This is a genomic window from Pseudomonas sp. H1_A03, from assembly GCF_054685145.1.
The window spans coordinates 2,593,546-2,617,846 of sequence record NZ_CP162829.1 but is presented as its reverse complement, the minus strand read 5'-3'; the positions used below and the strand labels follow the sequence as shown (position 1 = coordinate 2,617,846).

The 24,301-nt window shown below is 61.6% G+C and carries 19 protein-coding genes; 9 read left to right on the top strand and 10 right to left on the bottom strand.

Features of this window, described 5'->3' with window-relative positions; genetic code table 11:
* Nucleotides 1–9: 9 nt before the first annotated feature.
* From cheB to AB4O35_RS12000, 7 genes are all read right to left on the bottom strand, one after another.
* Entirely contained in the window at nt 10–1,020 is a 1,011-nt protein-coding gene (cheB, locus tag AB4O35_RS12030; protein ID WP_065872482.1) for a chemotaxis response regulator protein-glutamate methylesterase, read from the bottom strand.
* Nucleotides 1,017–3,284, bottom strand: coding sequence for a hybrid sensor histidine kinase/response regulator (locus AB4O35_RS12025; RefSeq protein WP_065872483.1), 2,268 nt, complete (start codon nt 3,282–3,284; stop codon nt 1,017–1,019). The genes cheB and AB4O35_RS12025 overlap by 4 nt, the downstream gene beginning before the upstream one ends.
* Complete coding sequence (locus AB4O35_RS12020) at nt 3,281–3,982, bottom strand: chemotaxis protein CheW (RefSeq protein WP_065872484.1); 702 nt, start codon at nt 3,980–3,982, stop codon at nt 3,281–3,283. Before AB4O35_RS12020 ends, AB4O35_RS12025 begins: the two co-directional genes overlap by 4 nt.
* On the bottom strand, nt 3,979–5,238 hold the full coding sequence (locus AB4O35_RS12015) for a CheR family methyltransferase (RefSeq protein ID WP_065872485.1): 1,260 nt from the start codon (nt 5,236–5,238) through the stop codon (nt 3,979–3,981). The genes AB4O35_RS12020 and AB4O35_RS12015 overlap by 4 nt, the downstream gene beginning before the upstream one ends.
* A complete protein-coding gene (locus AB4O35_RS12010; protein WP_065880091.1) occupies nt 5,235–5,747 on the bottom strand; it encodes a chemotaxis protein CheW in 513 nt (170 codons plus the stop codon). Before AB4O35_RS12010 ends, AB4O35_RS12015 begins: the two co-directional genes overlap by 4 nt.
* Nucleotides 5,747–7,369 (bottom strand): methyl-accepting chemotaxis protein, encoded by a 1,623-nt coding sequence (locus tag AB4O35_RS12005; RefSeq protein ID WP_065872487.1) that lies wholly within the window; start codon nt 7,367–7,369, stop codon nt 5,747–5,749. The genes AB4O35_RS12010 and AB4O35_RS12005 overlap by 1 nt, the downstream gene beginning before the upstream one ends.
* 147 nt (nt 7,370–7,516) lie before the next feature.
* On the bottom strand, nt 7,517–8,227 hold the full coding sequence (locus AB4O35_RS12000) for a tellurite resistance TerB family protein (RefSeq protein WP_065872488.1): 711 nt from the start codon (nt 8,225–8,227) through the stop codon (nt 7,517–7,519).
* Nucleotides 8,228–8,395: 168 nt separating this feature from the next.
* On the opposite strand from AB4O35_RS12000, the gene AB4O35_RS11995 reads away from it, so the two are divergent.
* From AB4O35_RS11995 to AB4O35_RS11955, 9 genes are all read left to right on the top strand, one after another.
* A complete protein-coding gene (locus tag AB4O35_RS11995; protein WP_003209548.1) occupies nt 8,396–9,307 on the top strand; it encodes a LysR family transcriptional regulator in 912 nt (303 codons plus the stop codon).
* A gap of 133 nt (nt 9,308–9,440) precedes the next feature.
* A complete protein-coding gene (locus AB4O35_RS11990) occupies nt 9,441–10,898 on the top strand; it encodes a gamma-aminobutyraldehyde dehydrogenase (protein ID WP_065880092.1) in 1,458 nt (485 codons plus the stop codon).
* Nucleotides 10,899–10,970: 72 nt separating this feature from the next.
* The gene (ydcS, locus tag AB4O35_RS11985; RefSeq protein ID WP_065872490.1) at nt 10,971–12,122 is read left to right on the top strand and encodes a putative ABC transporter substrate-binding protein YdcS; all 1,152 of its coding nucleotides are present in this window, start codon (nt 10,971–10,973) and stop codon (nt 12,120–12,122) included.
* A gap of 202 nt (nt 12,123–12,324) precedes the next feature.
* On the top strand, nt 12,325–13,359 hold the full coding sequence (locus tag AB4O35_RS11980; RefSeq protein ID WP_065880093.1) for an ABC transporter ATP-binding protein: 1,035 nt from the start codon (nt 12,325–12,327) through the stop codon (nt 13,357–13,359).
* Between the two features lies 1 nt (nt 13,360).
* Complete coding sequence (locus AB4O35_RS11975) at nt 13,361–14,290, top strand: ABC transporter permease (RefSeq protein WP_016977918.1); 930 nt, start codon at nt 13,361–13,363, stop codon at nt 14,288–14,290.
* Nucleotides 14,280–15,089 carry an ABC transporter permease gene (locus tag AB4O35_RS11970; RefSeq protein WP_049709717.1) on the top strand — a complete coding sequence of 270 codons (810 nt, stop codon included), beginning with the start codon at nt 14,280–14,282 and terminating at the stop codon, nt 15,087–15,089. Before AB4O35_RS11975 ends, AB4O35_RS11970 begins: the two co-directional genes overlap by 11 nt.
* A 114-nt stretch (nt 15,090–15,203) precedes the next feature.
* Nucleotides 15,204–16,628 carry a gamma-aminobutyraldehyde dehydrogenase gene (locus tag AB4O35_RS11965; protein WP_065945371.1) on the top strand — a complete coding sequence of 475 codons (1,425 nt, stop codon included), beginning with the start codon at nt 15,204–15,206 and terminating at the stop codon, nt 16,626–16,628.
* A gap of 140 nt (nt 16,629–16,768) precedes the next feature.
* On the top strand, nt 16,769–18,631 hold the full coding sequence (locus AB4O35_RS11960; protein ID WP_065945370.1) for an NAD(P)-binding protein: 1,863 nt from the start codon (nt 16,769–16,771) through the stop codon (nt 18,629–18,631).
* 205 nt (nt 18,632–18,836) lie between these two features.
* The gene (locus tag AB4O35_RS11955) at nt 18,837–20,462 is read left to right on the top strand and encodes a glucan biosynthesis protein D (RefSeq protein WP_065910507.1); all 1,626 of its coding nucleotides are present in this window, start codon (nt 18,837–18,839) and stop codon (nt 20,460–20,462) included.
* A gap of 49 nt (nt 20,463–20,511) precedes the next feature.
* Here the strand turns inward: AB4O35_RS11955 and AB4O35_RS11950 are convergent, their stop codons facing one another.
* The 3 genes from AB4O35_RS11950 to AB4O35_RS11940 all read right to left on the bottom strand — a co-directional run bounded on the left by AB4O35_RS11950 (nt 20,512) and on the right by AB4O35_RS11940 (nt 24,107).
* Complete coding sequence (locus AB4O35_RS11950) at nt 20,512–20,697, bottom strand: hypothetical protein (protein ID WP_049709721.1); 186 nt, start codon at nt 20,695–20,697, stop codon at nt 20,512–20,514.
* A 275-nt stretch (nt 20,698–20,972) separates the two neighbouring features.
* The gene (locus AB4O35_RS11945; protein WP_065945369.1) at nt 20,973–22,079 is read right to left on the bottom strand and encodes an NADH:flavin oxidoreductase/NADH oxidase; all 1,107 of its coding nucleotides are present in this window, start codon (nt 22,077–22,079) and stop codon (nt 20,973–20,975) included.
* 126 nt (nt 22,080–22,205) lie between these two features.
* A complete protein-coding gene (locus tag AB4O35_RS11940) occupies nt 22,206–24,107 on the bottom strand; it encodes a potassium transporter Kup (RefSeq protein ID WP_065872496.1) in 1,902 nt (633 codons plus the stop codon).
* Nucleotides 24,108–24,301: the final 194 nt, after the last annotated feature.

The window sequence follows — 24,301 nt, the reverse complement described above, 5'->3', positions numbered from 1 at the left end:
GGGTCTTGATCATTTTGCGAAGACCTCCAGTAATCGGGGCGCAATTCTGTCCAGTGGGCGAATTTCAACAGCAGCATCAATCGCCGCCGCCGCTTTGGGCATGCCATACACCGCCGAGCTCTGCTGATCCTGGGCGATGGTTAAATAACCTTGTTCACGCAGCAACTTGAGGCCTTGGGCCCCGTCGCGCCCCATACCTGTCAGCAAGACGCCAACGGCGTCACCATTCCAATGGCTGGCCACGCTTTCGAAAAACACGTCGATCGAAGGCCGGTAAATCTCGTTCACTGGCTCTGCGGTATAGGCTAGCGTGCCATTCTTCAACAGACGAATATGGTGGTTGGTGCCGGCCAGCAGCACTACACCGCTTTGCGGTGCCTCACCCTCGCGGGCCAGGCGCACCGGCAGGCCAGAGGCGCTGCTCAGCCACTCGGCCATGCCGGCGGCAAACACCTGGTCCACATGCTGCACCAATACAATGGCGGCCGGAAAGTCTTGAGGCAAACCCTTGAGCAGGATTTCCAGGGCCGCCGGGCCACCTGCCGAGGACCCGATAGCCACCAGGCTCTGGCGCTTGCCGGTGGCGCGCGGTGGTGCGGCGTCGGCACGCAGGCGGCTGCCACGCTGGCCGATCAACCAGCCGATATTGAGGATCTTGCGCAGCAGCGGCGCCGCCGCATCCTTGGGGTTGCCCACGCCCAGCGGCGGCGTGTCCACCACATCCAGGGCGCCATGGCCCATGGCTTCGAACACGCGGCTGACATTGGCCTGGCGGTCGACGGTGACGATAACAATGGCACAGGGGGTCTCGGCCATGATCTGCCGAGTGGCTTCCACACCGTCCATTACGGGCATGATCAAGTCCATCAGGATCAGGTCCGGGGTCAGCTCAGCGCAGCGCTGCACCGCTTCCAGGCCATTGGCTGCCACCCACACAACCTGGTGAGCAGGTTCGAAACTCAAGGCACGGCGAAGGGCCTCAACCGCGAGGGGCATGTCATTGACGATTGCGATCCTCATGCGCGCGCGCCTCCGATCAGTTCCACCACCGCGTCGAGCAACGCGTCATCATGGAAACTGGCTTTGGCTAAATAATAGTCGGCGCCGGCGTCCAGTCCACGACGTCGGTCTTCTTCGCGATCCTTGTAGGACACCACCATCACCGGCAACGATTGCAGGCGACTGTCACGGCGCAAGAGTGTGACCAATTCAATACCGTCCATTCGAGGCATATCAATGTCTGTGATCAGCAGGTCAAAGTCTTCGGAACGCAGGGCGTTCCAGCCGTCCATGCCATCAACCGCGACGGCCACTTCATAACCACGATTAAGTAACAATTTGCGTTGCAGCTCACGCACGGTCAGCGAGTCATCCACCACCAGCACCCGTTTACGCGGCGCCTCGGTGGTTTGTTGGCTACGCCGGGCAATACGTTCCAAACGTCCGGTGTTGAGCAACTTGTCCACCGAACGCAGCATGTCTTCAACGTCGACGATCAACACCACCGAGCCGTCGTCCAGCAAGGCGCCGGCGGAGATGTCCTGGACCTTGCCCAGGCGATCATCCAGCGGTAACACCACCAGCGTGCGCTCGCCGATAAAACGCTCCACAGCAATCCCGTACACGGCATCGCGCTCGCGGATCACCACCACTTTCAACGTGTCTGACTGACTCTGCCCCGCCGGGCGCTGCAACAACTGGCTGGCGGCGACCAGGCCGACATGCCGGCCTTCGTGCCAGAAATGCTGGCGGCCTTCGAGTTGCACAATATCGTCGGGCGCCAGGTCGCACATGCGCTCGATATGGGCCAGCGGGAACGCGTAGGCTTCTTCACCGACTTCCACCACCAGGCTGCGTACCACCGACAAGGTCAACGGCACTTCCAGGTGGAAACGACTGCCCTGCCCCGCCGTCTGCTCCAGCACCACGGCACCACGCAGTTGGCGGACCATATGCTGCACCGCATCCAGCCCGACTCCACGCCCGGACACTTCGGTGACCTTGTCGCGCAGGCTGAACCCCGGCAGGAACAGGAACGTCAGCAACTCTTCTTCGCTCAGGCGCAGGGCGGTTTCAACCGGCGACAGATGGCGGTCGACGATGGTGCCGCGCAAGCGCTCCAAGTCGACGCCATTGCCGTCATCGCTCAATTCCAGTACCAGCAAACCGGCTTGATGAGAGGCGCGCAGGCGGATCAGGCCTTCAGCCGGCTTGCCTGCGAGCAGGCGTTGCTCAGGCATTTCGATGCCGTGGTCGACGGCATTGCGCAACAAATGGGTGAGTGGCGCTTCGAGCTTTTCCAGCACGTCGCGGTCGACCTGGGTCTTTTCACCCTCGATTTCCAGGCGCACCTGCTTGCCCAGGCTGCGGCCAAGGTCGCGCACCATGCGCACCTGCCCAGCGAGGACATCGGCAAACGGTCGCATGCGGCAGGCCAGGGCGGTGTCATACAGCACTTGGGCGCGCTGCCCGGCCTGCCAGCCGAATTCGTCCAGTTCAGCATGTTTTTCCGCCAGCAAGGCCTGGGCTTCGCTCAACAAGCGGCGGGTGTCGGCCAGGGCTTCCTGGGCTTCGAGGTTCAAACCCACGGTTTTGAGCTGGCCGTCCAGCGTATCGAGGGCGCGGACACTTTGACTTTGAATGCGTTTTAGGCGCTGCAGGCTGGCCAGGTAGGGCTTGAGCCGCTGGGTTTCCACCAGGGATTTGCTCGACAGGTCGAGCAGGCTGTTCAAGCGCTCGGCGGTCACCCGCAGTACGCGCTCGCCGCCTTCGGTCATGCGTTTGTTCTGACGCGGCGGCTCGGCGGCAACTGGCGGCGCGGGCTCGGGTTCCGGCGGCAGTTCTTCAACAACCGGTGCCGGCGCTGGCGGCGGCGTAGCCTTGACCGGCGCCTGGGACGGGTCCAGCAGGCGCTCCATCAACGCCACATAAGCTTCGATGTCGGCCGACCCCACGTCATTGCCCGGCGTGGCGATGCGCATCAGCAGATCAGTGCCTTGCAGCAACGCATCAATATGTTCGGGTTGCAGGTACAGGCGGCTTTCCTGGGCGCTCACCAGGCAATCCTCCATGACGTGGGACACGCTGACCCCGGCGTCCACCCCAACGATGCGCGCGGCGCCCTTGAGCGAGTGCGCCGCACGCATGCACGCTTCAAGCTGGTCGGCCTGGGTCGGGTTGCGTTCCAGGGCCAGCAGGCCCGCGCTGAGTACCTGGGTCTGCGCATCGGCTTCCAGGCTGAACAGTTCCAGCAGCGAGGCGTCGCGCATCTGGTCGGGGGTCATGTGAGGCTCCGGGTCACGGCGGACAACAATTGCGCCTCGTCCAGCCAACGCAGGCTGCGGCCTTTCCACTGCAACACGCCCTGGGTGAAGCGGCCGCTGGCCTGGGTGCCGGAGGCCGATGCGGCCTTCAGGGTGCGCTCATCGATAGCATGGATACCGTCGACTTCATCCACCGGCACCACCACCGGGCCATCCTGGGCGGCGATGATCAACATGCGCGGCATGATGCGCCCACCGCTGGCGCCCTGGGTGGTGGCGTCCAGGCCCAGCAACTCGACCAGCGACAGGCACGCCACCAGCGCGCCGCGCACGTTGGCCACGCCAAGCAAGGCGCGGGAGCGCTGGTGTGGCAGGGAGTGAATCGGTTGCAACGGCGCCACTTCCACCAGACAACGGGTGGCAATGCCCAGCCATTCTTCGCCGAGGCGGAACATCAGCAGGGAACGTGTGACCACCTCCTCGCCCAATTCGACCGCGTTGTACGCGCGATGCGCGTCCTGCTGCAATGCGTAGCGATCCAGCAAGCGCGTGGCCGCCGCCGAGTACACCGAGCAGTTGCGGCAATGGATATGGTCCGCCAGCAACGGGCAGGACTTGTCGCCATGGATGCCGATGCGGTTCCAACAGTCATCGATGGCCTGGGTGTCAGCCAGGGTCAGGTCCAGGCCTGCGGTGTCGAGCGCCTCGGTGTTATTCATCGCTTGGACTCACTGTCAGCTCGCTCGCTCCGCGCGGCCCGCGCTTGCAAGCGGCGCGCCCCCGCACTGTCACCCTGAGACTCAAGCAACGCGGCCAGGTGCATCAAGGCCTGCGGGTGCTGGGGTTCCAGGTACAAGGCTTTTCGATAATAGCCCTGGGCCTCCAGGGCGCTGCCGGCCACGTCGCTGAGCAGCCCCAGCCAGTAGAACACTTGGGCGGCCGGCGGGTGGTTGTTCAGGTATTGCTCGCAAGCGGCGCGAGCATCAAGGCTTTTGCCTTCATTGGCCAGCGTGGCGATCCGACTGAGCAGATCAGCCGCGTCGGAATGCGCCACCTTGATTGGCATCACTTGGGCGCTGACCGTGCTGAACGGCCGCGGCTTGGTAGGAATCGGTGCCGCACTGCGCTGCGGGATGGGAGCGGCGATAGGCACAAACGCTGGCTCCGGCTTGACCGGCTCAGCCTGCCGACTGAACGCAAAGGACTGCGGCACACCAATCGAACGCATGCCATGGCGCCCCAGCAGGCTGCCCTCGGCCGGGCCGATAAACAGCACGCCGTCCTCATGGGTCAGGCCCTTGAGTACAGCAAACACTTGCTTCTGGGTCGGCTGGTCGAAATAGATCAGCAGGTTGCGACAGAACACAAAGTCGTAGCTCGCCTCATTGGCCAGCAGCGCCGGGTCAAGCAGGTTGCCGACTTGCAGGCGCACCTGTTCGCGCACACGGTCGGCGATGTGGTAGCCGTCGCCGAATTCGGTGAAATGTCGGTCGCGAAACGCCAGATCGCCGCCGCGAAACGAGTTCTTGCCATACACCCCGCGTCGCGCGCGCTCAACCGACAGTGGGCTGACATCCAGGCCCAGCACCTTGAACTGGTGCGGCGCCAAACCGGCATCCAGCAGCGCCATGGCAATCGAATAAGGTTCTTCGCCGGTGGAGCACGGCAGGCTGAGGATGCGCAGTGCGCGCATCTGCTTGATGTCGAGCAGGCGGGCCTTGGCCAGGCGGGCCAGGGTTGCAAAGGATTCGGGGTAACGGAAAAACCAGGTCTCGGGGACGATTACCGCCTCGATCAGCGCTTGCTGTTCATCCTCGGAGCTTTGCAGGTGCTGCCAGTATTCGCCGGCCGCTTGGGCATTGACGGCCTGGCTGCGTTGGCGCACCGCACGCTCGATGATGGCTTCGCCCACAGACGCGACGTCCAGGCCGATGCGCTCTTTCAGGAAGGCAAAAAAACGCGGGTCGTGGCTCATGGGCTCGGCTCTGCAGAAAACAGCAAGGCGCGCACTTCGTCGGTGAGCAATTCGTTAACCCCAATCCACTGCATCAAGCCCAAGGCATCTTCACGCACCAGCCCCAGGTACGGCGCCTCGCGGTTATCCAGGCCATAAGGCTTGAACTCGCCAAGGTCGCAACGCAGGGTGTCGGTGGCTTGTTCCAGGATCAGCCCCAGCCAATGCGCTTGAACCCAAGGCTGCGGCTGGTAATTGACCAGCACCAGGCGCGTGCTGGTGCGCGCCTGGGCCGGCGTGCCGAAGGCCAGGGCGCTGAGGTCGATGACCGGCACCAGCGCGCCACGATGGGCAAAAATGCCCGACACCCACTGCGGTGCATGGGCAATCGGCTTGAGCGGCAAGCGCGGCAGTACCTCGGCGACTTCCGTGGCCCTGAGGGCAAAACGCTCGTCGCCAATGTGGAACACCAGGAACAACGCCTTTTTCGCTGCCGGGACGGCACCGCGTTTAGCCGCGAGATCGCTCATCAGACTTTGAAACGCGACACGCCGCTGCGCAGACCGACCGCAACCTGGCTCAGCTCATCAATGGCAAAGCTGGCCTGGCGCAGCGAGTCGACAGTCTGGCTGCTGGCATCGCCCAGTTGCACCAGCGCGTGGTTGATCTGCTCGGCGCCGGTAGCCTGGGCCTGCATGCCTTCGTTGACCATCAACACCCGCGGCGCCAGCGCCTGTACCTGATGGATGATCTGCGACAGCTGCTCGCCCACTTGCTGCACTTCAAACATGCCGCGACGTACTTCTTCGGAGAACTTGTCCATGCCCATCACCCCTGCGGACACCGCCGACTGGATCTCGCGCACCATCTGCTCGATGTCGTAGGTGGCCACGGCGGTCTGGTCGGCAAGGCGGCGAACTTCGGTGGCAACCACGGCAAAGCCGCGACCGTATTCACCGGCCTTCTCGGCCTCGATGGCCGCGTTGAGCGACAGCAGGTTGGTCTGGTCGGCAACCTTGACGATGGTCACCACCACCTGATTGATGTTGCCGGCCTTCTCATTGAGGATCGCCAGCTTGGCGTTCACCAGGTCGGCGGCGCCCATGACCGAGTGCATGGTTTCTTCCATGCGCGCCAGGCCTTGCTGGCCAGAGCCGGCGGCGACCGACGCCTGGTCGGCAGCGGTGGACACTTCGGTCATGGTGCGCACCAGGTCCTTGGACGTGGCAGCGATTTCGCGGGACGTGGCGCCGATCTCAGTGGTAGTCGCAGCGGTTTCAGTGGCGGTGGCCTGTTGTTGCTTGGACGTGGCGGCAATCTCGGTGACCGAGGTGGTCACCTGCACCGACGAGCGCTGGGCCTGGGACACGAGGGCGGTGAGCTCGGTCATCATGTCGTTGAAGCCGGTCTCTACCGCACCGAATTCGTCCTTGCGCTCCAGGTTCAGGCGTTTGCTCAGGTCACCAGTGCGCATGGTTTCAAGGATGTCGACGATGCGCTGCATCGGCGCCATGATCGCGCGCATCAGCAGCAGGCCACACAGGCCAGCGGCAAGGATGGCGATAAGCAGCGACACGGCCATGCTGATCTTGGCAGACAGGACTGCCTCGTCGATCGCCGCCGTGGCGCGGTCAGACACGTTCTTGTTTTCAGTGATGATGTCGTTGAGCTTCATGCGCCCTTCAGTCCAGATCGGCGTCAATTGCTCCTCGACCAATACGCTCGCGCCCGGCAGGTCGTTGGCTTCGACGCGCTCCAGCACCTGGGCGAGGACTTTGTTGTACGTCGTGTGCGCCGCCTTGAAGTTATCGAATTCCATGCGGTCAGCTTGGCTATGAATGGTTTTTTCATAGTTGGCCATCTGCTGTTCGATACGCGCTTCGAAGGACTTGTAGTTCGACCTGTCGGTGTTGCTGAGCGTTTTTTCGTCGCGCAGACCAATGATATCGACGGTTTCAAGGTAGCTGTCGACCCACGCGCTGCGGATCATCGAGCTGAGGTAAACGCCCGGTACCGCGTCGTCACGCACCAATTCCTGGCTGGTTTCGATCTTCAGCAACCGTGAGTAGGAGACCACAACCATTAACAGCATGATGGCGATAATGACCGCAAAGCTTGCCAAGATCCGTTGGCGCAAGGTCCAGTTCTTCACAGTAATTCCTCGAAGGGCCATTCAAATGGAGGGAGTATAGCTGAGCGGGTGCCCTCATTTATCAATGGGTTTTGACGCAGCGCGCACGGAATGCAAAAACACCCCGGACCGCCAAGGCAGCCGGGGTGCTTGTATTAACAAGCGCGTTTAAAGTGTGGCCTGGCGCACCTGTTTTTCCAGCTCCAACTTCAAGCCAGGCTCCAGTTTCAACTGACGGGCCAGTTCATCGAGGTAGGACTTCTCCATGAAGTTCTCCTCATCCACCAGCATCACACTGGCGATGTACATTTCGGCGGCCATTTCCGGAGTGCCGGCCGCCCGCGCCACATCGGCAGGGTCCAGGGGTTTGTTCAGTTCGGCATGCAGCCAGCTTTGCAGCTCGCGGTCGTTATCCAGCTTGGTGAACTCGCCTTCGATCAGCGCGCGCTCGCGCTCGTCCACATGGCCGTCAGCCTTGGCTGCCGCGACCAGCGCCTTGAGAATGCCTTGGCTGTGTTGCTCAACCTGAGCCGGTGGCAGGCGGTCGATGGTTTGCGGCTCACCCTGGGGGGCATTGGCCTGTTGCGCTTGCCAGTTACCGTAAGCTTTGTAGGCAATCACCCCCAACGCCGCCAACCCACCGTAAGTCAGGGCCTTGCCGCCGAAATTGCGCGCCTTCTTATTGCCCAGCAACAGGCCCATCGCGCCGGCTGCCAGCGCGCCGCCACCCGCACCACCGAGCAGGCTGCCCAGGCCGCCACCGCCGAGCAAGCCGCCAAGAGCGCCTTTATCGTCCTGTTTCCGCTGGCCGCCGGCCTTGTTTTGCAACATGTCCTGGCCAGACTTGAGCAACTGATCGAGCAATCCACGGGTATTCATTCAAAGCCTCCAGACACTTGGGTTCGTAGGACCAATAGGCCTCCAGCGTAAAACTAAGTGCCAAAAAGCCTTTGCCTAGAGTGCTTCCAGATGTAACGCGGCTACCCTTCGCTTAAATCGATATACACTTGAGCAAATCTATAAAAATACCCCACTGGTAATTCCAGCATGATGACCTTGCGTCAAATCCGGCACTTCATTGCCGTGGCCGAGACCGGCTCGATCTCCGCCGCCGCGCAAACTGCGTTCATTTCCCAGTCCACACTGACCCTGGCGATCCAGCAACTGGAACAGGAAATCGGCGTGAACCTGTTCAACCGTCACGCCAAGGGCATGACACTCACGCATCAAGGCCATCAATTCCTGCGCCAGGCGCACCTGATCCTCGCCACCGTCGACAACGCCAAGCGCAGCCTGCAACAGAGCACCGACCAAGTCGCCGGGCAGTTGATCATCGGCGTGACCAGCCTGGTGGCCGGCTATTACCTCGCAGATTTGCTGACACGCTTCCAGCGCGCCTACCCCAATGTAGAAATCCGCGTGATGGAGGATGAGCGCCCGTATATCGAGCATTTGCTGGTCAGCGGCGAGATCGACGTGGGCGTGCTGATCCTGTCCAACCTCGAAGACCGTCACGCCCTGCAAACCGAAGTACTCACCCATTCGCCTCACCGGCTATGGCTGCCGGCGCAACATCCGTTGCTGGAACACGACAGCATCAACCTGGCCGATGTGGCGCGCGAGCCGTTGATTCAGTTGAACGTCGACGAAATGGGCCACAACGCCCAGCGCATGTGGACCGGTGCGGGCCTGCAGCCGCGCGTGACCCTGCGCACCGCCTCCACCGAAGCCGTGCGAAGCCTGGTAGCGGCCGGCCTGGGCGTGTCGATCCAGCCGGACATGACCTACCGCCCCTGGTCCCTTGAAGGCGACATTATCGAAGCGCGGCCGATTGCCGACCTCAGCCAAACCCTCGATGTAGGCCTGGCCTGGCGTCGTGGCACGGCGCGGCCGGCACTGGTCGACCCGTTCCTGACGGTTGCGCGTGAACAGCCGCACCCACGCAAGCCATCTATTTAATCGAATGCTGCATTCAGTATTTAGTATTTGTTGACCTCGCGCCTGACCTCTACTCTCGGCTCATCCATAAGAGAAAGGTCAGGTGCCTCGTAAGAGAACGCCCATGGCCATACAAGAAAAGAGATCGCGAAAAATGTCCGGCGCGCCCACCCCGCTGCTTACTGCGTTGCTGATCGACGGCGAACTGGTCCAAGGCCAGGGTTTTGTCGAGCCGATCCTCAACCCGGCCACCGGCGAAGTCCTCACCCAGATCGCCGAAGCCAGCACCGAGCAAGTGGAGGTTGCGATCCTCGCCGCCCACCGCGCCTTTACCGGCTGGTCACGCACCACACCGCAGCAACGTTCGAACGTCTTGCTGGGCATCGCCGATGCCATCGAAAAACAAGCCGACTACCTGGCCCGCCTGGAATCCCTGAACTGCGGCAAGCCCTTGCACCTGGCGCGCCAGGATGACTTGAGCGCCACTGTCGATGTGTTCCGCTTCTTCGCCGGCGCCGTGCGCTGCCAGACCGGGCAACTGAGCGGCGAATACCTGCCGGGCTACACCAGCATGGTGCGCCGTGACCCAATCGGCGTCGTGGCCTCGATTGCACCGTGGAACTACCCGCTGATGATGGCCGCGTGGAAAATCGCTCCAGCCCTGGCCGCCGGTAATACGCTGGTGTTCAAACCATCGGAGCACACGCCGCTGTCGATCCTGGCGCTGGCCCCTGTGCTTAAAGCGCTCTTGCCACGTGGTGTGATCAACATTCTGTGTGGCGGCGGCGAAGGCGTCGGCAGTCATCTGGTCAGCCACCCCAAGGTGCGTATGGTGTCGCTGACCGGCGATATCGTTACCGGGCAGAAAATCCTGCAAGCGGCATCCAAAACCCTTAAACGCACGCACCTGGAGCTGGGCGGCAAAGCGCCGGTGATCGTGTGCAACGATGCTGACCTGCAAGCCGTGGTCGAGGGCGTGCGCGCCTATGGTTACTACAATGCCGGCCAGGACTGCACTGCCGCGTGCCGCATCTACGCCCAGGCCGGCATTCACGACAAATTGGTTGCCGAACTTGGCGCAGCGGTCAGCAGCCTGCGCTTTGCCGGTAAACGCGACGCCGACAATGAACTGGGCCCGTTGATCAGCACGCGCCAGCGCGACCGCGTCGCCAGTTTTGTCGAACGCGCCCTCGGCCAGCCGCATATCGAACGCATCACCGGCGCCGCCGTGCATTCCGGCGCGGGCTTCTATTACCAGCCCACCCTGCTGGCCGGCTGTAAACAGAACGATGAAATCGTGCAGCGCGAAGTGTTCGGACCGGTGGTTACGGTGACCCGCTTCGACGAACTGGAACAGGCGGTGGACTGGGCCAACGACTCGGAATACGGCCTGGCGTCCTCGGTGTGGACCCAGAACCTGGACAAGGCCATGCAAGTGGCGGCGCGCCTGCAATACGGCTGCACCTGGATCAACAGCCATTTCATGCTGGTCAGCGAAATGCCCCACGGCGGCTTGAAGCGCTCGGGGTATGGGAAGGATCTGTCCAGCGATTCACTCCAGGACTACAGCGTGGTGCGCCACATCATGGCGCGCCACGGCCAGCATCTTTAAAACAACAACTAAGCTCTTGCGTTACCGGCTACACACACTGCCCCGACCATAATTAAAGAAGAGGGAACCCCCATGTCTGCGCACAAGACCGCACTGCTCAGTGCCCTGACCACCGCGCTGCTGGCCAGTGCCAGCCTACAGGCCGCCGAACCGCTCAAGGCTGTTGGCGCGGGTGAAGGCCAACTGGATATCGTCGCCTGGCCCGGCTACATCGAACGTGGCGAAAGCGACAAGGCCTACGACTGGGTCACAGGTTTCGAGAAGGAAACCGGCTGCAAGGTGAATGTGAAAACCGCCGCCACCTCTGACGAAATGGTCAGCCTGATGGCCAAGGGTGGGTATGACCTGGTCACCGCGTCGGGCGATGCCTCGCTGCGCCTGATCGTCGGCAAACGCGTGCAGCCGATCAACACCGCGCTGATCCCCAATTGGAAAAATATCGACCCGCGCCTGAAGGATGCGCCGTGGTACGTGGTCGGTCAGCAAACCTACGGCACCCCGTACCAGTGGGGCCCGAACGTGTTGATGTACAACACCAACGTGTTCAAGACCGCGCCCACCAGCTGGGACGTGCTGTTCAACGCCCAGAACCTGCCGGACGGCAAGCCGAACAAAGGCCGCGTGCAGGCGTATGACGGCCCGATCTATATCGCCGACGCGGCGCTGTACCTCAAGTCGACCAAGCCGGAGCTGGGCATTCAAAGCCCGTATGAACTGACCGAAACCCAGTACAAAGCCGTGCTCGAACTGTTGCGCGCCCAGCAACCGCTGATCCACCGCTACTGGCACGACACCACCGTGCAAATGAGTGACTTCAAGAACGAAGGCGTGGTCGCCTCCAGCGCCTGGCCGTACCAGGTCAACGGTTTGCAGAACGAGAAACAGCCGATTGCCTCGACCATTCCCAAGGAAGGCGCCACCGGCTGGGCGGACACCACCATGCTGCACACCGAGGCCAAGCACCCGAATTGCGCCTACAAGTGGATGGATTGGTCGCTGCAACCCAAAGTCCAGGGCGATGTAGCCGCCTGGTTCGGCTCGCTGCCGGCGGTGCCGGCGGCTTGCAAGGAAAGCGAACTGCTTGGCGCCGAAGGCTGCAAGACCAATGGCTTTGACCAGTTCGAAAAGATCGCCTTCTGGAAAACCCCGCAGGCTGAAGGCGGCAAGTTCGTGCCGTACAGCCGCTGGACCCAGGATTACATTGCGATCATGGGCGGCCGCTAAGCCTTCCTGACAACGCAGGACAACATGTGGGAGCGGGCTTGCTCGCGAATGCGGTGTGTCAACCAACACATCTGTAACTGATCCACCGCTTTCGCGAGCAAGCCCGCTCCCACATTTTTGACCGCGCTCACAGATTCCCCGTTTTTTCAGAAGTCCAGGCCGGGCCGCTGCGACGACCCGCGCCTTTTTGGAGCACCGCACCATGACCCTTGCAGTCCAATTCACCCACGTTTCCCGTCAGTTCGGCGAAGTGAAAGCCGTTGACCGGGTTTCCATCGACATCCAGGACGGCGAGTTCTTTTCCATGCTCGGCCCTTCCGGCTCAGGCAAGACCACCTGCCTGCGCCTGATCGCCGGGTTCGAACACCCGAGCGCAGGCTCGATCCGTATCCACGGCGAGGAAGCCGCCGGCTTGCCGCCGTATCAGCGCGATGTAAACACTGTGTTCCAGGACTACGCGCTGTTCCCCCATATGAATGTGCGCGACAACGTCGCCTACGGCCTCAAGGTCAAGGGCGTCGGCAAGGCCGAACGCCTCCATCGCGCCGAAGAAGCCTTGGCGATGGTCGCCCTCGGCGGTTATGGCGAGCGCAAGCCGGTGCAGCTTTCCGGTGGGCAGCGTCAGCGCGTAGCCCTGGCCCGCGCCCTGGTCAATCGCCCACGCGTATTGCTGCTGGATGAGCCGTTGGGCGCCCTCGACCTCAAGCTGCGTGAGCAGATGCAGAGCGAGCTGAAAAAACTGCAACGCCAACTCGGCATCACCTTTATTTTCGTGACTCACGACCAGACTGAAGCGCTGTCGATGTCTGACCGTGTGGCGGTGTTCAACAAAGGTCGCATCGAGCAAGTCGACACCCCGCGCAACCTGTACATGAAGCCCGCCACTGCCTTTGTCGCCGAGTTCGTCGGCACGTCCAACGTGATTCGCGGCGAACTGGCCCAGCGCCTCAGCGGCAACCCGCAGCCCTTCTCGATCCGCCCGGAGCACGTGCGTTTTGCCGAAGGTCCGCTGGGTGCCGGCGACGTGGAAGTCAGCGGTGTGCTGCACGATATCCAGTACCAGGGCAGCGCCACGCGCTATGAGCTGAAGCTGGAAAACGGCCAGGCGCTGAACATCAGCCAGGCCAACAACCAGTGGCTGGACATCAGCAGCGGCCATCAGGTCGGCCAGTCCATCACCGCCCGCTGGGCGCGGGAAGCCATGACGCCGCTGACCGACATCGCAGGCGAGGTGTGACATGAGCCTGGCCCTATCCCAACCGCCAATGCGCAGGTTTTCCAACCTGCTGTACCGCAAGCCCAACCTCTACCTGGCGATGCTGCTGGTGCCGCCGCTGATCTGGTTTGGCGCGATCTACCTGGGCTCGCTGCTGACCCTGCTGTGGCAAGGCTTCTATACGTTTGACGACTTCACCATGGCGGTCACGCCGGACTTGACCCTGGCCAACTTCGCCGCGCTGTTCCAGCCGTCGAACTTCGACATCATCGTGCGCACCTTGAGCATGGCGATTGTGGTGTCGATTGCCAGTGCGGTGGTCGCGTTCCCGATTGCCTATTACATGGCGCGCTACACCACGGGCAAGACCAAGGCGTTTTTCTACATCGCAGTGATGATGCCAATGTGGGCCAGCTATATCGTCAAGGCGTACGCCTGGACCTTGCTGCTGGCCAAGGGCGGCGTGGCGCAGTGGTTCGTGCAGCATTTGGGGCTGGAGCCCGTGTTGCAGTTCGTGCTGGGCATACCCGGCGTGGGCGGCAGCACCTTGAGCACCTCGCACCTGGGGCGGTTCATGGTCTTCGTTTATATCTGGCTGCCGTTCATGATTCTGCCGATCCAGGCGTCCCTGGAGCGTTTACCGCCGTCGCTGCTACAGGCTTCGGCCGACCTTGGCGCCAAGCCGCGCCAGACCTTCATGCAGGTGATTCTGCCGCTGTCGATTCCGGGGATTGCCGCCGGTTCCATCTTCACGTTCTCGCTGACCCTGGGCGATTTCATCGTGCCGCAACTGGTGGGCCCACCGGGTTACTTCGTCGGCGGCATGGTGTACGCGCAGCAAGGCGCCATCGGCAATATGCCCATGGCCGCAGCGTTCACGTTGGTGCCCATCGTGCTGATCGCGGTTTACCTGTCCATCGTCAAACGCCTGGGGGCCTTCGATGCACTCTGAAAAATCCAGTTTGAGTTTGAAGATCGCAGCCTGGGGCGGCCTGGTGTTTTTGCACTTCCCGATCCTGATCATCTTCCTCTACGCCTTCAACACCGAAGAAGCCGCGTTCAGCTTTCCGCCCCAAGGCTTTACCTTGAAGTGGTTCAGCGTGGCCTTCGCCCGGCCGGACGTGCTGGAGTCGATCAAGTTGTCCTTGCAGATCGCCGCCATCGCCACGCTGATTGCGATGGTGCTTGGCACGTTGGCGTCGGCGGCGTTGTATCGCCGCGAGTTCTTCGGCAAGCAAGGCGTGTCGTTGATGTTGATCCTGCCGATTGCGCTGCCGGGGATCATCACCGGTATCGCGCTGCTGGCGACGTTCAAGACGTTGGGCATTGAGCCGGGGATGTTCACCATCATCGTCGGCCACGCGACGTTCTGCGTGGTGATCGTCTACAACAACGTCATCGCGCGCTTGCGCCGCACCTCCCACAGCCTGATCGAAGCCTCGATGGACCTGGGCGCCGACGGCTGGCAGACCTTTCGCTACATCATCATGCCCAACCTCGGCTCGGCGCTGCTGGCTGGCGGCATGCTCGCGTTTGCGCTGTCCTTCGACGAAATCATCGTCACCACCTTCACCGCCGGCCACGAGCGCACCTTGCCGCTGTGGCTGCTCAACCAGCTCAGCCGCCCACGCGACGTGCCGGTGACCAACGTGGTGGCGATGCTGGTGATGCTGGTGACGATGGTGCCGATTCTCGGTGCGTATTACCTGACGCGCGGCGGTGAAAGCGTGGCGGGGAGTGGCGGTAAATAACTGACAAGACCCTGCCTCTGAAGAAACACGGTCAATGTGGGAGCTGGCAAGCCAGCTCCCACATTTGAATCGCATTTATTCAGGGGTAAACACTCGTTTTAGGAGAGCTGAACCATGCAAACCAAGCTACTGATCAACGGCCAACTGGTAGAAGGCGAAGGCCCGGCCCAAGCCATATTCAACCCTGCACTCGGCCGCGTGCTGGTGGAAATCAAGGAAGCCAGCGAAGCCCAGGTCGACGCCGCCGTGCGCGCTGCCGATGCCGCCTTCGAAGGCTGGTCGCAAACCGCGCCCAAGGATCGCTCGCTGTTGCTGCTGAAGCTGGCGGACGTGATCGAAGCCCATGGCGAAGAGCTGGCCAAGCTGGAATCGGACAACTGCGGCAAGCCTTACAGCGCCGCGCTGAACGATGAAATCCCGGCGATTGCCGACGTGTTCCGCTTCTTTGCCGGTGCCAGCCGTTGCATGAGCGGCTCGGCCGGCGGTGAGTACTTGCCCGGGCACACCTCGATGATCCGCCGCGACCCGGTGGGCGTGATTGCCTCCATCGCACCCTGGAACTACCCACTGATGATGGTCGCCTGGAAAATCGCCCCGGCCCTCGCCGCCGGTAATACCGTGGTGCTCAAGCCGTCAGAACAAACCCCGCTGACCGCGTTGCGCATGGTCGAACTGGCCGCTGAAATTTTCCCGGCCGGCGTACTCAATCTGGTGTTCGGGCGTGGGCCAACCGTCGGCAGCCCACTGGTGAATCATCCGAAAGTGCGCATGGTCTCGCTGACCGGCTCCATCGCCACCGGTGCAAACATCATTTCCAGCACCGCCGACAGCGTTAAGCGCATGCACATGGAGCTGGGCGGCAAGGCGCCGGTGATCATCTTCAACGATGCCGATATCGATGCTGCCGTGGAAGGCATTCGCACCTTTGGCTTCTACAACGCCGGGCAGGATTGCACCGCTGCGTGCCGGATCTACGCGCAAGCGGACATCTACGATGCGTTTGTCGAGAAGCTCGGCGCCGCGGTCGCCAGCATCAAGTACGGTTTGCAGGATGATCCGGCCACCGAACTGGGCCCGCTGATTACCGCTCAGCATCGCGACCGTGTCGCCGGGTTTGTCGAACGCGCCGTGGCACAACCGCATATTCGCCTGGTCACCGGCGGCAAGGCGGTGGAAGGCAATGGTTTCTTCTTTGAGCCGACCGTGCTGGCCGACGCGCAGCAGGACGACGAGATCGTGCGCCGCGAGGTATTCGGGCCCGTGGTGTCGGTGACCAAGTTCACCGATGAAGCGCAAGTGCTGGGCTGGGCCAATGATTCGGACTACGGCCTGGCGTCATCCGTATGGACCGCCGATGCAGGACGCGCCCATCGTTTGGCCGCGCGCTTGCAGTACGGCTGCACCTGGGTGAACACCCACTTCATGCTCGTCAGCGAAATGCCTCACGGCGGTCAGAAACTGTCCGGCTACGGCAAGGACATGTCCATGTACGGGCTGGAGGACTACACCACCGTTCGCCATGTGATGTTCAAGCACTAATGCTGTGCCCCCTGTGGGAGCAGGCTTGCTCGCGAATGCGGTACATCCGGCACACATGTGTCGACTGACACACCGTATTCGCGAGCAAGCCCGCTCCCACAGGGGATCTCCTTATAACAATAAATAATTCGCAGGTTCCCATGGATATCACCCGCCGCGACTTCCTCAACGGCGTCGCTGTCACCATTGCCGCCGGTATGACCCCGCTGCAACTGCTTCAAGCCGCTCCCGATGGTCGTTACTACCCACCCGCCCTTACCGGCTTGCGCGGCAGCCATGTCGGCTCGTTTGAAGTGGCGCACCAGATGGGCTGGGAAAAGAAGGTGTTCGACACCGAAAAACTACCGATCACCGAGGATTACGATCTAGTGGTCGTGGGTGGCGGCTTGAGTGGGTTGTCGGCGGCGTGGTTCTACCGCGAGAAGCACCCCAAGGCGAAGATCCTGATCCTGGAAAACCACGACGACTTCGGCGGCCACGCCAAGCGCAACGAGTTCCAGGCCGGCGGCCGCATGATCATCGGCTACGGTGGCAGCGAGGCGTTCCAGTCGCCCAACCACCTTTACAGCAAGCACGTGAACGGGCTGTTGAAAAAGCTCGGGGTGAACATCAAGCGCTTCGAAACCGCCTTCGACCGCCAGTTCTACCCTGGCCTCGGCCTGTCGCGCGGGGTGTTTTTCGACAAGGAAAACTTCGGCGAAGACAAACTGGTGACCGGCGACCCAACGCCGATGGTGGCCGACGACATCGCCCCGGACCGACTGAATGCGCGCGCCATCGGCGATTTCATCAATGACTTTCCGTTGCCAGCCGCGGACCGCCAGGCCCTGATCGAGCTGCACACAGCGCCCAAGGATTACCTGCTGGGCAAGACCGCCAACGAAAAAGCCGCCTACCTGGCAGCCACCAGCTACCGGGATTTTTTACGCAAGAACGTAGGACTTTCCGAAGGCGCGGTGAAGTACTTCCAGAGCCGCACCAATGACTTCATGGCCCTGAGCATTGATGCGGTGGCGTCGTCCGACGCTTATAACGTGGGTTTCCCTGGCTTTGCCGGGATGAATCTGGCGCCAATCAGTGAAGAAGCGGCGGCGGAAATGGAAGAGCCCTACATCTACCATTTCCCGGACGGCAATGCGTCGGTGGCGCGGTTGCTGGTGCGCAGCCTCATCCCAGGTGTGGCGCCGGGCCATACCATGGACGATATCGTGCTGGCGGCCTTTGATTACGCCAGGCTCGATCAACCCAAGGCGGCGGTGCGGCTGCGTTTGAATAGCACGGCGGTGAGTGTGCGTAACGTCGGTGACGGCGTGCACATCGGCTACAGCCGTGGCGGACAACTCGCACAGGTGCGCGGCAAACGCTGCATCCTGGCCTGCTACAACATGATGATTCCTTACCTGTTGAAGGACCTGCCCGCGCCCCAAGCCCATGCCCTGAGCCAGAACGTCAAATACCCGCTGGTGTACACCAAGGTGGTGATCCGCAATTGGCAGTCGTTCCAGAAACTGGGCGTGCACGAAATTTACGCGGCAACCCAGCCTTACAGCCGGATCAAACTGGACTACCCGGTGAGCATGGGCGGCTACGACCACCCGCGCGACCCGACGCAGCCGATTGGCTTGCATATGGTCTACGTACCCACCAGCCCCAACAGCGGCATGAACGCCCGCGACCAGGCACGCGCCGGGCGAGGCAAGTTATATGGGCAGACGTTCGAGCAACTGGAAGCGCAGTTGCGTGACCAATTGCAACGCATGCTTGGGCCGGGTGGGTTCAACCACCAGACCGATATTCTGGCGATCACTGTCAACCGCTGGTCACATGGTTATGCGAGCTTCTCCAACAGCTTGTTTGATGATACCGATGAGAACGAAGCGTGGATGAAGCTGGCGAGGAAGCCGGTGGGGCATGTGAGCATTGCCAATTCGGACGCCGCGTGGAGTGCGTATGCGCATGCGGCGATTGATGAGGCGTATCGGGCAGTCGCTGAAGTGAGCTGACCTGAGAAGGACCTGGAAATGTCTTGTTTCACATGCAACGCCATCACCCCGCTATCAATCAATTTTCCTGCGTCATCGAACCGCTTAAGCTATCCGGCGTCTGTTTAATGTCCGTTGCGTTTGGCCGAAGGCATGTCCGAACCGTAATTTCTGATCCGCTACGTGCCAGGAACGGCGCGGGATTTGCTCACGACAGGTTGTCTCTATGCACCGCAGGAATTTGCTCAAAGCGTCCATGGCCATTGCGGCTTACACCGGTTTGTCGGCCAGCGGCCTGCTTGCCGCCCAGGCCTGGGCCGGGAACCGTGCCGCCGATGGCAAGGCCGTGGCGTTCGATTTCGAATCGCTGAAGGCCCAGGCCAAGCAACTCGCCGGGACCGCTTACAAAGACACGAAACAAGTGCTGCCGCCCACCCTGGCGACCATGACCCCGCAGAATTTCAACGCCATCGGCTACGACGGCAACCACTCGTTGTGGAAGGAATTGAACGGCCAGCTCGACGTGCAGTTCTTCCACGTCGGCATGGGGTTCAAGACGCCGGTGCGCATGCACAGCGTCGACCCCAAGACCCGCGAAGCCCGTGAGGTGCATTTCCGCCCTTCGCTGTTCAACTATGAAAAAACCACGGTCGACACCAAACAGCTGACCGGCGACCTGGGTTTCTCCGGCTTCAAGCTGTTCAAGGCGCCGGAACTGGACCGCCATGATGTGCTGTCATTTCTCGGCGCGAGCTACTTTCGCGCAGTGGATTCCACCGGCCAGTACGGCCTCTCCGCCCGTGGCCTGGCCATCGACACCTACGCGAAAAAACGCGAGGAATTCCCCGATTTCACGCAGTTCTGGTTCGAAACCCCGGACAAGAACGCCACCCGCTTCGTGGTCTACGCCCTGCTCGACTCGCCGAGCGCCACCGGCGCCTACCGCTTCGATATCGACTGCCAGGCCAACCAGGTGGTGATGGCGATCGATGCGCACATCAATGCGCGTACCGCCATCGAACAACTGGGCATCGCGCCGATGACCAGCATGTTCAGTTGCGGTACCCATGAGCGCCGCATGTGCGACACCATCCACCCGCAAATCCACGACTCGGACCGCCTGGCGATGTGGCGCGGCAATGGCGAATGGATCTGCCGCCCGCTGAACAACCCGGCCAAGCTGCAGTTCAACGCGTTTGCCGACATCGACCCCAAAGGCTTTGGCCTGGTGCAGACCGACCATGAGTTCGCCAGTTACCAGGACACCGTGGACTGGTACAGCAAGCGCCCGAGCCTATGGGTTGAGCCCACCACGGCTTGGGGTGAAGGCTCCATCGACCTGTTGGAAATTCCTACAACCGGCGAGACCCTCGATAACATCGTGGCCTTCTGGACCCCGAAAAAACCCGTGGCAGCCGGCGAATCACTGAACTACGGCTACAAGCTGTACTGGAGCGCCCTGCCACCGGTGAGCACGCCGTTGGCCCAGGTAGACGCGACCCGCTCAGGCATGGGTGGCTTTATCGAAGGTTGGGCACCGGGTGAGCACTACCCTGAGGTGTGGGCGCGCCGTTTCGCCGTGGACTTCAAGGGCGGTGGCCTGGACCGCCTGCCACCCGGCACGGGGATTGAGCCAGTGGTGACGTGCTCCCATGGCCAGGTCAAGGATTTCAGCGTGCTGGTGCTGGATAACATCAAGGGCTACCGCATCCTGTTCGACTGGTACCCGACCAGCGACAGCGTGGAGCCGGTGGAACTGCGCCTGTTTATCCGTACCCAGGACCGCACCTTGAGTGAAACCTGGTTGTATCAGTACTTCCCGCCGGCACCGGACCAGCGTAAGTACACGTGATACCGGTGGGAGCTGGCTTGCCAGCTCCCACCTTGTTTAACGACGATCCTCAGAACCGCGACACACTCTTCATCGCCCCAATCAAATAGCGCATTGCCATCTGATCGTTCTCGGTCAGGGCGCGGTACTGCGCCAGCAATTCCACTTCATCTGAGCTCAACCTTCGCCCCCGCAACGACATCCTGCGGGTCAGAAAAGACGTCACCACACCCGCTACACCATAGGACTTGGCCATGGACTGGTTCTCCTGATATGCATCGAATACTCCTGTTGCCCATTACCCGTCTCCCATGAAGCGCAATGCCTCAGTGAGCAAACCCACTGACTTCCTGGGCCAGAAATCAGGCTTACCCTAAGGGTAGAAAAAATCTGGTCTCGTGTGGGATTTTTTTAGAGTATTAACTTAAATAATTGCTTAGGTAACAAATACCTACAGACATATCCGACACCTGCGCGCGTAAAAAACCCACCGGGTCAGGGTGGGTTTCAGTCAGCGAGTCCAACAGCGGATTAATCGCGCAGATCAGACTCATGAATCGGCTGGTCGCGATGGGTCGCCCTTTGATACTGCGCCGGCCAGATCGCCTTGCGCCCGCCCAGGTCGTCGTCGGCATGCAGCGGCCAGTAAGGGTCACGCAGCAGTTCACGCGCCAGGAAGATGATGTCGGCCTGGCAGGTGCGCAGGATGTGCTCGGCCTGGGCCGGCTCGGTGATCATGCCAACGGTGCCGGTAGCCATGCCCGACTCTTTGCGCACCCGCTCGGCGAAACGGGTCTGGTAGCCCGGGCCGGTAGGGATCTCGGCGTTAGCGGCCGTGCCACCGGACGATACGTCAATCAGGTCCACGCCAAGGTCTTTCAGGCGACGCGCCAGTTCCACGGTTTCGTCCGGGTTCCAGCCATCTTCCACCCAGTCGGTGGCCGACACCCGCACAAACAACGGCAGCTCCTGGGGCCAAGCTTCACGCACGGCCTCTGTGACCTGCAGCACCAGGCGGATACGGTTTTCAAACGAGCCGCCGTACCTGTCCTGACGCTGATTGCTGATCGGCGACAGGAATTGATGCAACAGGTAACCATGCGCTGCGTGGATTTCCACCACTTCAAAACCCGCGGTCAACGCACGCTTGGCGGCGGCGACAAAATCGGCGATCACTTGGTGGATCTGCCCCTCATCCAACTGCTTGGGTTGAGTGTGCTGAGGATCGAAGGCAATCGGCGAGGGCCCTACCGGCACCCAGCCGCCCTCCTCCGCCTGGACACTGCCGTGCTTGCCGATCCAGGGCCGATGGGTGCTGGCCTTGCGCCCGGCGTGAGCCAATTGAATGCCGGCCACAGCGCCCTGTGCCGCAATAAAGCGCGTGATGCGTCGCAACGGTTCGATCTGTGCGTCGTTCCACAAGCCCAGGTCCTGAGCGGTGATGCGGCCATCAGCGGTGACAGCGGTGGCTTCGGTAAAAATCAGCCCCGCACCGCCGACCGCACGGCTGCCAAGGTGTACCAGATGCCAGTCATTGGCCAGGCCGTCGACCGCCGAGTACTGGCACATCGGCGAAACCGCGATGCGATTGAGCAGGGTCAATTGGCGCAGGGTATAGGGTTCGAGCAGCTGACTCATGGCGCACCTCTTCTGGGTTCTATGGGCACTGTTCAACAGTGCTTAGAGCCTAGTCGACAACGGTGGAATGCACAGGGTTCAGAAAGAGAAGCGGGAGCCGATTGCCGGCTCCCGTGTTGCAAAAGCTTACATTTCGACCTGGGTACCCAGCTCGATCACCCGGTTTACCGGGAGTTTGAAGAAGCGCAGGTTGCCGTTGGCATTCTTCAACATGAACGCGAACAACGCCTCGCGCCAGCGCGCCATGCCCTTGATGCGAGAGGCGATCACCGTCTCGCGGCTGAGGAAGTACGTGGTGCGCATCGGGCTGAAGTCCAGGTCATCCAAGTGACACAACTTCAGCGCTTCAGGCACGTCCGGCTCGTCGGTAAAACCAAAGTGCAGGATCACCCGGAAGAAGCCTTCGCCGTAGGCATCCACTTCGAAGCGCCGTGCCGCCGGTACGCGAGGAATGTCCTCATAGACCACCGTCAGCAACACCACTTGCTCATGCAACACCTGGTTATGCAGCAGGTTGTGCAACAGCGCGTGGGGCACAGCGTCCGGGCGCGCGGTGAGGAACACGGCGGTGCCCTGGACCCGATGGGGTGGCTGCACGCGGATACTGCTGATAAAGATCGGCAGCGGCAGGCCGCCTTCGTCGAGACGCTCCACCAGCAATTGTTTGCCGCGCTTCCAGGTGGTCATCAGCACGAACAACACGATCCCCGCCAAAACCGGGAAGGCGCCGCCCTGGATGATCTTCGGCACGTTGGCGGCGAAGTAGAGCCCGTCCACCAGCAGGCAGCAGACCAAGACCGGTACTGCCAGGATCGGCGGCCATTTCCACAGCAACAACATCACCGCCGACACCAGGATGGTCGTCATCAGCATGGTGCCGGTTACCGCCACGCCGTAGGCCGACGCCAATGCGTTGGAGGATTCGAACCCCAGCACCAGCAGGATCACGCCCACCATTAGCGACCAGTTCACCGCGCCGATGTAGATCTGGCCCTGCTCGGCACTGGAGGTGTGCTGGATATGCATGCGCGGGATGTAGCCCAGTTGGATCGCCTGGCGCGTCAACGAGAACGCACCGGAAATCACCGCCTGGGACGCAATCACCGTGGCCAGGGTGGACAACACCACCAGCGGGATCAACGCCCAGCTGGGTGCCAGCAGGTAGAACGGGTTGCGCGCGGCTTCCGGGTCACCCAGCAGCATCGCGCCTTGGCCGAAATAATTGAGTACCAGCGCCGGCAGCACCAGGATGAACCAGGCGCGGGCAATGGGTTTGCGGCCGAAGTGGCCCATGTCGGCGTACAGTGCTTCGGCGCCGGTCAGTGCCAGCACCACCGCGCCAAGGATAGCCACGCCAATGCCCGGGTGAGCCTCGAAGAAGCGCACCGCCCACATCGGGTTCATGGCACTGAGTACCTCAGGATGCAGGGTGATGCCATACACACCGAGACCGCCCAGGACCAGGAACCAGGTCACCATCACAGGTCCGAACAGCTTGCCGATGTGGTCAGTGCCGTGCTTTTGGATCAGGAACAAGGCCACCAGCACAACAAGGGCGATGGGCACGACCCATTTTTCCAAGCCGTCGAACGCCAGCTCAAGGCCTTCAACCGCCGATAACACGGAAATCGCCGGGGTGATCATGCTGTCGCCGTAGAACAGCGCCGCGCCGCACAGGCCACACACCACCAGGAAGCTGCGCAGCTTCTTGCGCTCCCCCGCCGCCCGTCGCGCCAGTGCAGTCAGAGCCATGATGCCGCCCTCGCCCTGGTTGTCGGCGCGCAGCACAAACAGCATGTATTTGATCGAGACGACCCAAATCAGCGACCAGAAGATCAGCGCCAGGATCCCCAGCACACCGTCATGGTTGACCTGAACCCCATAGCCGCCGTTGAACACCTCTTTAAGGGTGTAGAGCGGGCTGGTCCCGATATCGCCGTAAACCACCCCGACCGCTGCCACCAGCATGCCAATCGGCTTTGCGGTGGAATGCTCGGCGCCTGCCGCCGGACTACTTGCCTGACCCATCAACCACTCCTGCCCTTATGACCTGCGGTCTTTATAAACAACGCCTCTAAGCTGACCCTAGCATGCGCTGTTTTACTTCTCGTAACAGACGTTTTATTGACCTTAGGATTTTACCTACGCGCAACGGCGCGAAGCATAGCGCAGCACTCGTCGCTTTTCCCTGCATAAAGCTGGTCAAGTGCGCTGCCCGTCGC

What these genes read in the sequence shown, in the direction of transcription:
- AB4O35_RS11980 (WP_065880093.1), top strand. Translation starts at nt 12,325, where the DNA reads ATGACCCTTGCAGTCCAATTCACCCACGTTTCCCGTCAGTTCGGCGAA.
- AB4O35_RS11990 (WP_065880092.1), top strand. Translation starts at nt 9,441, where the DNA reads ATGTCCGGCGCGCCCACCCCGCTGCTTACTGCGTTGCTGATCGACGGC.
- cheB (WP_065872482.1), bottom strand. Translation starts at nt 1,020, where the DNA reads ATGAGGATCGCAATCGTCAATGACATGCCCCTCGCGGTTGAGGCCCTT.
- AB4O35_RS11950 (WP_049709721.1), bottom strand. Translation starts at nt 20,697, where the DNA reads ATGGCCAAGTCCTATGGTGTAGCGGGTGTGGTGACGTCTTTTCTGACC.
- AB4O35_RS12025 (WP_065872483.1), bottom strand. Translation starts at nt 3,284, where the DNA reads ATGACCCCCGACCAGATGCGCGACGCCTCGCTGCTGGAACTGTTCAGC.
- AB4O35_RS11995 (WP_003209548.1), top strand. Translation starts at nt 8,396, where the DNA reads ATGATGACCTTGCGTCAAATCCGGCACTTCATTGCCGTGGCCGAGACC.
- AB4O35_RS11975 (WP_016977918.1), top strand. Translation starts at nt 13,361, where the DNA reads ATGAGCCTGGCCCTATCCCAACCGCCAATGCGCAGGTTTTCCAACCTG.
- AB4O35_RS11960 (WP_065945370.1), top strand. Translation starts at nt 16,769, where the DNA reads ATGGATATCACCCGCCGCGACTTCCTCAACGGCGTCGCTGTCACCATT.
- ydcS (WP_065872490.1), top strand. Translation starts at nt 10,971, where the DNA reads ATGTCTGCGCACAAGACCGCACTGCTCAGTGCCCTGACCACCGCGCTG.
- AB4O35_RS12010 (WP_065880091.1), bottom strand. Translation starts at nt 5,747, where the DNA reads ATGAGCGATCTCGCGGCTAAACGCGGTGCCGTCCCGGCAGCGAAAAAG.
- AB4O35_RS12015 (WP_065872485.1), bottom strand. Translation starts at nt 5,238, where the DNA reads ATGAGCCACGACCCGCGTTTTTTTGCCTTCCTGAAAGAGCGCATCGGC.
- AB4O35_RS11940 (WP_065872496.1), bottom strand. Translation starts at nt 24,107, where the DNA reads ATGGGTCAGGCAAGTAGTCCGGCGGCAGGCGCCGAGCATTCCACCGCA.
- AB4O35_RS11965 (WP_065945371.1), top strand. Translation starts at nt 15,204, where the DNA reads ATGCAAACCAAGCTACTGATCAACGGCCAACTGGTAGAAGGCGAAGGC.
- AB4O35_RS12000 (WP_065872488.1), bottom strand. Translation starts at nt 8,227, where the DNA reads ATGAATACCCGTGGATTGCTCGATCAGTTGCTCAAGTCTGGCCAGGAC.
- AB4O35_RS11955 (WP_065910507.1), top strand. Translation starts at nt 18,837, where the DNA reads ATGCACCGCAGGAATTTGCTCAAAGCGTCCATGGCCATTGCGGCTTAC.
- AB4O35_RS11945 (WP_065945369.1), bottom strand. Translation starts at nt 22,079, where the DNA reads ATGAGTCAGCTGCTCGAACCCTATACCCTGCGCCAATTGACCCTGCTC.
- AB4O35_RS12020 (WP_065872484.1), bottom strand. Translation starts at nt 3,982, where the DNA reads ATGAATAACACCGAGGCGCTCGACACCGCAGGCCTGGACCTGACCCTG.
- AB4O35_RS11970 (WP_049709717.1), top strand. Translation starts at nt 14,280, where the DNA reads ATGCACTCTGAAAAATCCAGTTTGAGTTTGAAGATCGCAGCCTGGGGC.